Origin of the sequence: Sphingomonas populi, assembly GCF_004208535.1 — a bacterium.
GTDB lineage: Bacteria > Pseudomonadota > Alphaproteobacteria > Sphingomonadales > Sphingomonadaceae > Sphingomonas > Sphingomonas populi.
In genome coordinates this window covers 1-10,101 of the sequence record NZ_SGIS01000073.1, presented here as the reverse complement: position 1 = coordinate 10,101, position 10,101 = coordinate 1, and the positions used below count along the sequence as shown (strand labels likewise).

At 68.7% G+C, this 10,101-nt stretch carries 8 protein-coding genes and 1 pseudogene; 2 read left to right on the top strand and 7 right to left on the bottom strand.

All coding sequences use genetic code 11. The annotated features are described in order from the left end of the window. A pseudogene (locus EWE75_RS25800) lies at nt 1–114 on the top strand (IS110-like element ISMno7 family transposase); the annotation flags it as partial. 33 nt (nt 115–147) lie between these two features. On the opposite strand, the gene EWE75_RS22945 reads toward EWE75_RS25800, so the two are convergent. After that, nucleotides 148–1,473, bottom strand: a complete 1,326-nt coding sequence (locus EWE75_RS22945) for a dihydroorotase (protein WP_130160394.1) — start codon at nt 1,471–1,473, stop codon at nt 148–150. A gap of 44 nt (nt 1,474–1,517) precedes the next feature. Between EWE75_RS22945 and ygfZ the strand changes: the two genes are divergently transcribed. Then, nucleotides 1,518–2,258 (top strand): CAF17-like 4Fe-4S cluster assembly/insertion protein YgfZ, encoded by a 741-nt coding sequence (gene ygfZ, locus EWE75_RS22940; RefSeq protein WP_130160393.1) that lies wholly within the window; start codon nt 1,518–1,520, stop codon nt 2,256–2,258. A 289-nt stretch (nt 2,259–2,547) separates the two neighbouring features. On the opposite strand, the gene EWE75_RS22935 is transcribed toward ygfZ, so the two are convergent. The 6 genes from EWE75_RS22935 to EWE75_RS22910 all read right to left on the bottom strand — a co-directional run bounded on the left by EWE75_RS22935 (nt 2,548) and on the right by EWE75_RS22910 (nt 9,970). Continuing rightward, the gene (locus EWE75_RS22935) at nt 2,548–3,675 is read right to left on the bottom strand and encodes an OmpA family protein (RefSeq protein WP_130160392.1); all 1,128 of its coding nucleotides are present in this window, start codon (nt 3,673–3,675) and stop codon (nt 2,548–2,550) included. A gap of 136 nt (nt 3,676–3,811) precedes the next feature. After that, nucleotides 3,812–4,315 carry a DUF2793 domain-containing protein gene (locus EWE75_RS22930; RefSeq protein WP_130160391.1) on the bottom strand — a complete coding sequence of 168 codons (504 nt, stop codon included), beginning with the start codon at nt 4,313–4,315 and terminating at the stop codon, nt 3,812–3,814. Nucleotide 4,316: 1 nt separating this feature from the next. Then, entirely contained in the window at nt 4,317–6,479 is a 2,163-nt protein-coding gene (locus EWE75_RS22925; RefSeq protein ID WP_130160390.1) for a phage tail protein, read from the bottom strand. 1 nt (nt 6,480) lies between these two features. Continuing rightward, nucleotides 6,481–6,873: a peptidoglycan endopeptidase gene (locus EWE75_RS22920; RefSeq protein ID WP_130160389.1), complete on the bottom strand. Its 393-nt coding sequence runs from the start codon at nt 6,871–6,873 to the stop codon at nt 6,481–6,483. Then, entirely contained in the window at nt 6,870–7,679 is an 810-nt protein-coding gene (locus EWE75_RS22915) for a DUF2163 domain-containing protein (RefSeq protein WP_130160388.1), read from the bottom strand. The genes EWE75_RS22920 and EWE75_RS22915 overlap by 4 nt, the downstream gene beginning before the upstream one ends. Next, nucleotides 7,676–9,970 carry a DUF2460 domain-containing protein gene (locus EWE75_RS22910; RefSeq protein ID WP_130160387.1) on the bottom strand — a complete coding sequence of 765 codons (2,295 nt, stop codon included), beginning with the start codon at nt 9,968–9,970 and terminating at the stop codon, nt 7,676–7,678. The genes EWE75_RS22915 and EWE75_RS22910 overlap by 4 nt, the downstream gene beginning before the upstream one ends. Nucleotides 9,971–10,101: the final 131 nt, after the last annotated feature.

Sequence of the window (10,101 nt, the reverse complement as noted above, 5' to 3'; positions counted from 1 at the left end):
CGCCTCCGCGACAACGGCAAACCCGCCAAGGTCGCCCTCGTCGCAACCATGCGAAAACTCATCATCACACTCAATGCCATGCTCAAATCACAGCAAACATACCGGCCGGCATGAACACAGTTGCTCGACACGAACGGGGTGAGACGGTCAGCCGAACTCGACCGCCTCGAACCGGATCGGTTCGCCCACGGCGGCCTCGGCCAGCGCGCCGTCCCACATCACGCGGTTGCCGCGCACGATCGTGCCGATCGGCTTGCCGGTCAGCGCCATGCCCGTGAACGGCGACCAGCCGCAGCGCGACGCCAGCCAGTCCTCGGTGATCGTCCAGCGCGCCTTCAGATCGACGATCGAAAAATCGGCGTCATAGCCGACCGCGATCCGGCCCTTGCCGACGATCCCGAAAATCCGCTGCGCACCCGCGCTGGTCAGGTCGATCACGCGCTGGAGCGTGGTGCGGCCTTCCGCGACATGGTTGAGCAGCAGCGGCAGCAAGGTCTGCACGCCGGGCATGCCGCTCGGAGAATCGGGATAGGGCTTGGCCTTCTCCTCGATCGTGTGCGGCGCGTGGTCCGAGCCGATCACGTCAGGCACGCCCTGCCGCAGCCAATGCCACAGCCCATCGCGGTGCGCGCCCGAGCGGATCGGCGGGTTCATCTGCGCGTAGCTGCCGAGACGGGGATAGGCCTCCTCGCCCGCCAGCGTGAGATGCTGCGGCGTCACCTCGCAGGTGGCGATGTCCTTGTGCTGCGACAGCAGTTCGAGTTCCGCCGGTGTGGTGATGTGGAGGACGTGGATTCGCCGCCGCGCCGCACGCGCCAGCGCGAGGATTCGCCGCGTCGCCAGCAGCGCGCTTTCGTCGTCGCGCCACACCGGATGCGAGGACGGATCGCCGGGGATGCGCTCGCCCGCGCGCGCGTTCATCCGCGCTTCGTCCTCGGCGTGGATCGCGACGCGGCGCTTGCCCGACGCTAGCACTTCGGCGAGCGACGAATCCTCGGACACGAGCAGATCGCCGGTCGAGGCGCCCATGAAAATCTTGACGCCAGCCGTGCCCGGCATCCGCTCCAGTTCGGCGAGGTCGGCGGCGTTCACATTGGTCGCGCCGACGTAGAACGCATGGTCGCACCACATGCGATGATGCGCGCGCGTCAGCTTGTCGGTGATCGCGGCGGCGCTGTCGGTGTTCGGCTTGGTGTTGGGCATTTCGAACACCGACGTCACCCCGCCGAGCACGGCAGCGCGGCTGCCGCTTTCGAGATCCTCCTTGTGGACCAGCCCCGGCTCGCGGAAATGGACTTGCGTGTCGATCACGCCGGGCAGGATGTCGAGCCCGGTGCAGTCGATCGTCTCGCCGGCATCGCCGGTCGCGCCGATCGCGGCGATCTTGCCGCCGATCACGCCGACGGTGGTTTGCACCGGGCCGCTCGGCAAATGCACCGTTCCGCCCGTCAGCATCAGATCGAACCGCGCCATAGCTGCCTCTTTCGCTTAGTCTCCCGCCCTCCTACCTGTTGATGATGACCGAAACCACCCCGACCCTGCTCGCCGACCGCGCATTGATCCGTATCGCCGGGGATGACCCGCGCGGTTTCCTGCAGGGCTTGCTGACGCAAGACGTGATCGGGCTGGATGCCTCGGGTCCGCGCTGGGGCGGGCTGCTCACGCCGCAGGGCAAGGCTTTGTTCGATTTCCTGCTGTGGGCGGATGGCGACGCGGTGCTGGTCGATTGCGAGGCGAGCGCCGCCGCGGCGCTGACGCGGCGGCTGTCGATGTACCGGCTGCGCCGTGCGATCACGATCGAGGCGGCCGATGGCGCAGTGCATTGGTCGTCGCTGCACGGCGCGTTCGCCGATCCGCGCCTGCCCGATCTCGGTTTCCGCTGGATCGGCGCGGGTGGCGGGGAACCGGCCGATGCGGCGTGGCGCGCGCACCGGCTCGCGCGCGGCGTGACCGAAGGGGTCGGCGAGCTCGGCAGCGACCAGACACTCTGGCTCGAATGCAACGCGCGCGAGCTGAACGGGGTCAGCTTCACCAAGGGCTGCTATGTCGGGCAGGAAAACACCGCGCGGATGAACTATCGCGCCAAGGTCAACCGCCGGCTGGTGGTGGCGCCGCTGGGCGAACCGGGCGACCGCACCCGCGCGGCGTATCCCGAGCTTGGGCTGATGGTCGAACTGCGCCGCATCGAAGCGCTCGGCGATGCGGTACGGCCGGCGTGGTTGGAGGCGGCTTTGGCCGAGGCCGGGCCGGCTGCCTAAATTCGGAGCGCATCAATAGCTCCGTTCGTCCTGAGTAACGGCCGAGTAGCCCGCAGGGCGTATAGAGGTCGTGTATCGAAGGACAAGCCCCGAGAACGACCTGTGCTTCGATACGGGCTCTCGATACGGCTTCGCCTACTCGATCCCTACTCAGCACGAACCGTTACGGCTGCCATCAAAAGATAGAGCTAAGCGCTCGGCATTCGCCACCTTGCGTATCTTCCCCACGCACAAAAAAAGGGGGCCGGTTTCCCGACCCCCTCTCTTAGAACTTTCGTCCAGCTCTGGCTTAGTTGCCCGAACCCGGACCGTACGTGATTTCCACGCGACGGTTCTGCACTTCGCGAACGCCGTCGGCGGTCTGAACGCGCAGATGGGCGGGGTCTTCGCCGAACGCCTGCGTGGTCATCACGGTCTCGGGGATCGAGTGGGCCGACAGATAGGCCTTCACCGAGTCCGCGCGACGCTGCGACAGGCCGACGTTGTACTTCGGCGTGCCCGAGCGATCGGTGAAGCCGGCCAGCATGACCTGCGCGTTGCCGCACGACTGGTACTGGCTGATGGCGTTGTCGAGGATCGACGACGCTTCTGCCGTGATGTCCGACTTGTCCCATTCGAAGAACACGATGAACGGACCAGGCGAGCAGACCACCGGAGGCGGCGGCGGCGGAGGGGTAGGCTCCGGCGGCGGCGGCGGGGGCGGAGGAGGCGGCGGCGGCGGCGGAGCAGCAGGCTCGCCGAAGTTGTACGTCAGGCCACCGAGCAGGCTGTGCGAACGATAGCGCGTGTCGTAGCTCGCGCCCTCGACACCGACCAGCTTTACGTTGGCAGCGTTGAAGAAACGATACTTGAGCGAGATGTCGACATGGTCGGAAAGCGGAGCGCGAACGCCCGCGATGCCCTGCCATGCGAAGACCGTGTCGCTGTCGTCGAGGATGGCCGCACGGTTGCCGGCGCGAACGCCTGCCATCGATACGCGCGCAACGCCGACACCACCGCCGACGAAGCCCTGAATGCCATTGTCATCGCCGAAGTCGAGCAGGCCGTTGACCATGAAGCTCAGAGCCGACGTGTGGCTGTGCGGGCTGTTATAGTTGCCGGGTCCAGCGAAACCGCCGGGCGTGGTCACGAACGGGCTGTTGACCGACGAACGATAGGTATCGCCCTTGGCGAACTTGTAAGCGACTTCGCTTTCAAGCCGGAACATGCCAAGATCGTAACCGATGACGCCATCGACGTCGTAACCGGTCTTCGTCTTGTAGGTCGAAGCCGACGGCACATTGCCGATATCGAACTTCGAGTCTTCGACGATCATACCGCCGCCTTCGACGCCAACATACCACGACTTATCGCGGGCAAGAGCTGGCGTTGCGAGAGCAGTGGAGGCAAGCGCGATGAATACGGCTAGCTTCCGCATAGAAATCCCCTTTCATTAGGTGTCACTCGGACAGCCCAAACTCCCTAGGACGGGCTTGGTTTCCACGCAAGCGCACAAATACCTGAGACTGTTGCAGAAGCGCAACAGCCCGGGCCTCAAAGGGGTTTCCCCCGGATTACGCGGCGATCAAACCATGTGTGTGCAATGCAGCAAGAATTGCACTGATCGCCTCCCTGGCCTCGGCATCGGCGATGGTGCCGCCAGAGGGCGCCGCGATGGCGGATTGCTGCACTGCAACAACCTGCACGCCCTGGATTTCCAGCCGCGCGCCGCGCAAAATGCCGACGCTCCAGCCGCTACCGTCGAACAGCGCCTCGTCCGCGTCGGCGAGGTTCCAAGCTCGCATGCCCATTTTGGGTATGCAAAATCGCCATCCGCCCTCGGTCCAGCCGGCGAGATGCTGCGCGTGCCCCGCCCAGACACCCGTCGGCGCCGCGCCGACGATCCAGCATTGTCCTGCGGCCGGCGTTGCGGGCGGCGTGTCGATACCGACTGCCAACACCACCGGCTGCACGAACAGATCGAGCAGCGCCAGCGCCTCATTGTGAGACATCTCCTTCTGCGCCTGTCCAGCGCTCAACAGCGGCAACGCCAGCCGTGCAGTCATATCGTCCGTCATGTCATGCCTCCCAGGCGGGGATGAAGAGGTTTGCGGCAGGCGACGTGCCAGCCGAGCCGACCTGCCGGATCGAAACGGTCACGCCCGCGCTGCGCTCGGCGGCGGCGAGGGTGATCGTGGGCTCGCTGGTCTCGACGCTTGGCGCGCTTCCGATCGTCACGCGGTAGAGTTCCCGCTCTTCGGCCAGCGGTGCATCGACGCCGTCTATCCAGCGCCACCCGGCGCGGCTGCGGCGCGTCCAGGCGATGACGGCAACGCCATCGCCAAGCTCGCGCCAGCGCAAGGCGACCGGCGCGAGCGGCAAAACCGATGCGCCCGCGACCATCGTTTGCGCTGCGGCTGGCGCGGCAACATCGCCGATGCCCGACGCCAACACGCGAACGTCGCCGCCGAGCGTCGCCAGCGGCACGTCGAGCGTCGCCACGGCATCGCGCTCGATCAGCACGACACGATCGCCCACGGCCTGCGTGCCGATCGCCGCCTCGGTGCCGCGCCGGCCACGATACAGGGTCGAAAGCCGCCAGCGGGTCGCGCCGATCTGGTCGGCGACGCCAAACTGGAGCAGTTCGTCACCGCACAAGGCGAGGTTCGCGCCCGCATCGAGCGCCGCCGCGTCTGCGCCCGACAGCGCCATGCCGGCATGGGCAAGCTCGACCTCGAACCGCGAGCGCCGATCGATAAGCGTCGCCGCTACGGCGAGCGGCACCGACGCGAGCACGCCGAGCGTCGCGGGCGCCGCCGTCGCGCCGGCGGTGGACCAGCGCGCGCCGCCGTCAAGACTGTACAACAACGCCGCCCGCCGCCAGCCCGGCGCGGTGCCCGCCGCCGCGATCGTCACGCGCGGCGCGCTGAGCACATTGTCGTCGAGCGGTGGAATTTCGAAGACGTGGACGATCGTGGTGCCGGCGACCGCGTCGGGCGAGGATAGCACCCTGCCCCCGCTCGCCTGCACAGGCAGCGCGGCGGCGGCGAGCCGCACGCACTCGAGCGACAGCACCATATGTTCGAGCGACCAGCCGGTCACCCGCCACGCACCCGCCGCCCCCTCGATCGCTACACATGTGCCGGGTGCGATGCCGATCGCATCCCAGCCGAGCGCGACGGTGCGCCGCACCCGCCCCGCCTCGGCCCGCGCGAGCGTCGCCGCCGCCATCGTCTTGGCGCTGGTCGCGTCGAGCGCGGCGGGCATGTCGATCTGCTGATCGGTATAACCAGCGCCGGGCCGCCGCACCCGTTGCACGCCGGTCTGATAATCGCGCGCCGGATCATAATGTTTGAGCGTCACTGTGCGCGGCACGGTCTCGATCGCGGCGGTCGATCCGACCGAACGCGCGCCGCCGCCCGCCCCCGCTGCAACGCCGGCATCGGCGATGGTGCGCTCGGGATCGTTCGCAACGCGCAGCGACAGCCCCGCCCCGTCCGGCGCGAACCAGCCCCCGGTCGCGGTGCCGAGCGTCTCGATCACCGCGCGCAGATTGCCATAGGCCGCGAAGCCCGGCAGCGGCAGCGTCGCCGCCGCGCCATCGATCAAGCCATCGGAGAGGTCCGCCGCGATTGCGCCTGCGGCGACCGGCGCGGCATCGGCGATCACCTCGAAGGTCAGCGACGGGATGCGGTTGCCGTAATCGGCAAGCTGAAGGCTCTCGAACACCGCATAAGCGATGCCGCGATGCGCCGGCGCCAACCCCACCCCTTCGGCGGACGCGATCAGCGGATCGGCGTCCTGATCCTCGCCGCCGAGATGCAGGCGGAACCCGGTCGAGACTTTGAAGTCGCCCGCAGCACCCCGCAACAGATTGCCGTCCGCCCAGATCCGCCCGACGCTCAGGATCGGCCGCCCCGACAGCGCCACCGCGAACGACGCCGCATAGCTGTAATTGGTCACGCTCGGCTGGCCCTTGCCGCTGCTCGCGGTGCTGCGGCTTTCGATCAGGTCGGTCGACCAGATCACGCAGCCGCCGATCCGCATCGTGCCGAACACCCGCTGGATCGGCGTGCCGTAGGAGGAGGTCTGCACCGCCAGTTCGGTCAGCCGTGGCCCCTCACGCCCCTTGGGCTTGAAGATCACGTCGCGGTCGATCGCCTGACCGAGCACCGCGCCGATCGCACCGCCAATGGGGCCGCCGATCACGCTGCCGATCGTCGTCAGCACCAAGGTCGCCATATCAATCTCCTGTGAATCGCCACGCCGCGACCAGCGGCCACGGTGGCACGCCCGGCCGCTCGACCACGCGCCGAAGCATCGCATCGGCATGGACGACGCCGCCCGGCACCTGCACCGCGAGGTGGAATTGCGCCGGCCCGGCGGCGAACAGCAAAAGATCGCCGTCGGTTGGCACCACGACACGGGCCAGCCCGGTCGCGTCGATCGCGGCGGAGGGATCACCGCTGCGGATCGCGTAATCTGCCGGAATCGCCGCCGAGACCCCGGCGGCGCGCGCCGCCAGCGCGGCCAGCCCGACGCAATCGAGGCCGAACGCGGGATCGCGGCCGTGCAGGCGGAACCGCGCACCCACCGCGCCCCGCGCCGCCGCGATGGCGCGCTCGGCCGGCGTCATGCGCCCGGATACCGGGTGAGCAGGTCGATGCCGGGCAGATACGGTTCGCCGCGAAAGTTCGCGACGTTGCCGAACCGCGAGGCGCAGGTCGCCACGCTCTTGTCGCAGCCCTCGACCAGCTCGATCAGATCGCCCGGCGTGGGCGTAAAGGCAGGCTCGGCGCGCAGCATCACTACCGCGCCGTCGGACACCGCGACCGCGCTCTCCAGCCCGCTGTTCGCGCCACCAAACCAGCGTAGCAGCCCGCCCCCATAAGCGTTGCCGCTCGGCTCGACCGCGTCCACCGTCACCGCTTGCCGCGCGACCGACACCACGCGCGCGAAGCGCCGCCGCCCCGCCATCGCCACGCGGCAACGTGTGTCCCCCAACTCGGCGCGGCACTCCGCCGAGGTTTCCTCCGCTGCGGGCCGGTCGAGCGCCGCGCTCGCGCCGCGCAACTCGGCGGTGAACGCGCCGTCCTTGGTCTCGACCGATCCGATCGTGCCTTCGCCGAGATCGACCCGCCCGTCGCCGCCGGTCCAGTCGATCGCGAACAACCGCACCCGCGCACCGTCCCACCGCCCCGCGCCGAGATCGCGCGCGCTGATCGCCGCGCCGGTCAGCGCGCCCGACACGTCCATCGTATCGGCGTCGAGACCGTCGCTGCGCTTGATCGCCGAGGGCGTCATGCCCGGCGCGGCGCGGTGGATGAGGCCGTCGATCACGAGGTCGCGATCGTGCGAGGTCAGTCCGATCGCGATGCCGTCGCGCCGCTCGATCCGCCAGCACAAGGCGACTGTCGAGAGTGGCCCGTCGAGGAAGCTCATGCGGCATCCTCGCGCACTTCGAGCAGCACCACCGACGCCGCCGATCCCGCCAGAAAGGTCGCGCGCGCCACGCTGAGGCTGTCCTCGGCGAAGCGGACCGGCACGTCGAACAGGAACCCCGCCGTCACCACGGCGCCCGCCGCCGGCGCGGTATCGAGGTCGATCATGCCGCCTTCGGCCAGCGAGAATGCGGTGGTCGCGACGCCATCGACAGCGACCGTCACGCTGCCGCCGACCGGCCGCGTGATCCGCCGCGCCACCACGCCATAGTGCTTCACCAGCGCAAAGCGGGTGGCGATGCCGTCGCCGATGCCGATCTGCTGGTCGAGCGGCGTCGGCGCCGCGCCGCCAGACGACGCATCGAACGGATCGCGCAACCGGAACGCACGCGCCGGCCCCATCCGTGCGCGGAAGAACGCGAGCAACGTCGCGATATCGGCTTCGGAGCGTATCCCCGGCCCGACATCGTAGCGCGTCCGCGCCTCCGCCCAACTCGCGTTGCGCGCCTCGTGCCCGCCAGCACTCGTCACGATCGCGGTGGAATATTCAGGCGCCACCTCCGCCTCGCGACCGAGCGCGAGCGGGAACAGCACATCGTCGAACGCCTGCATATCGTCCGCCTCCTCTTCGAAATGCACAAAACCATCGCGGATCACCTGCGGCAGCGCCCAGACGAACCCCCGCCGCACGCCGCGCACCCGCGCGCGCTGTGCCGCCGCCTCGATCTCGCGCCAGCCGGCGGCGTCTTCGGGCCGCAGCACGAAGCCGGAAAGGTAATCGGTCTCGCCGGTCGCATAGCCAAGCCGCGTTTGCGCTTCGGCGATGGCGTGCTCGCTCAAGGCGCTGTTGCCGGCGATGACGTAATCATAATCCTCAAGCTGAAGCACATCGAACGCCGGCCGCGCCCAGCCGAGCGGCAGATTGGCGCGCCGCAGCTCGGGCGAATCCGCCGCGAGCACGGTGGGCAGATAGGCGAGCAGATGCGTCTCGCACGCCGGCGCAACCGCCTTCACCGCCGCGACCAGCGCCGCTGTCGAGGCCGCCAAGACTGCGCCCGCCGCATCGAGCAGCGCCGTCGCACCCGACGACAGCGACCCGCGCACGCTGGCGATCTCGATCGGATCGCCCAGCGCCGTCCGCGCCGCCGCGTCGTACAGGCACGGTCGGCCATCGGGCATCACCCACCACCACGGCTCCCCGACCTGGAACTTCGGTGCAAGCCCCGCCGCCACCGCGATGCCGATCACCTCCGCCGCGACGGCGTGCAGATAGGCCATCGCATCGCCGTGCGCAGGCGACAGCAAGGTCGAGGGCGGCACCCAGCCGGTCAACGCCGGCGATCCGACCCATGCACTCTGCTTCCAGCCCTCGGGGCAATGCGCGTCGAACAGTTCGTAGCTGAGCGACCAGATCACATCATAGCCAAGCGCCGCCGCGCGCTGCGCGAAGTCGCGCTGCCAGGCACGCGCCGCGACGTTGAGCGCGCCACCCGCCAGCGTCACGAGGCGCTCGGCCACCGTCAGCCGGAAATAATGGCTCATCCCGACATAATGGACGATCGCGCCGCGATACCCGAGGTGCAGCGCGTTGCGCAGCAGCCTCGCCGGCGTCAGATTGTAGCTGTCGTCATAGCCGCTGGCGATCTCCAGCGCATGCGCGGGCACCACCACCTCGCCGATCGCCAGCACCGCGCCCGGCCCCGAACACGCGATGCCGCTCAGTTCGACCCAACCCTCGGCGGCCTCCGCGAGCGGCGCGTCGCTTGCGTCGCAATCGGGTGGCACCAGCGACACGAACATCCGGTCGATATCGCCGGCCCAGACCGGCACCGCCTCGTCCGGCAACACGAACCCGCCCACGACGGTGGCGAAGTCGATCGCGACCTGCGCGTCCTCGGGCGTGCCCACCGCATAGTTCCACAGTCGCACATACCAGGATCGCGCCGCACCGCTCGCGTCGCGCCCCTCGATCGTCAGCACCGGGCCGTCGATCGCATCGAGCGCCCGCACCCCCGCCGATCGCCAGCGGAACGCGAGCCGACAGCCGCGAAAGTCACGCGCCGTCGCATAAGCGAGCAACGGATGGTCGAAGCGATCCTCCGCCGCCCAGATCAGTCCAGCGAGATCGTTCTTGCGGTAGAACACCGCATCGACGCGCAGCGCATCGGGCGCGATCGTGGTGACGGCGGCCATCATCGGCCGCGGAAAATCCACCGTCCAGAAACGCGGATCGAACCGCGAGATCACGCCCTCGGCCTGATGCGTCCGCGCGCCCGCCAACCAATATGCCATAGCTCCCTCTCCCCTCCGGGGCAGGGGAATCGCATTTGAGCTGGAGGGAGTAGCGCCGGGCAGGAAAAAGGATTCTGAAGCGTCTTCTGGAAAGACCGGGAGATGCAGGTGCGTGGTTTTCGAGAGTTGTT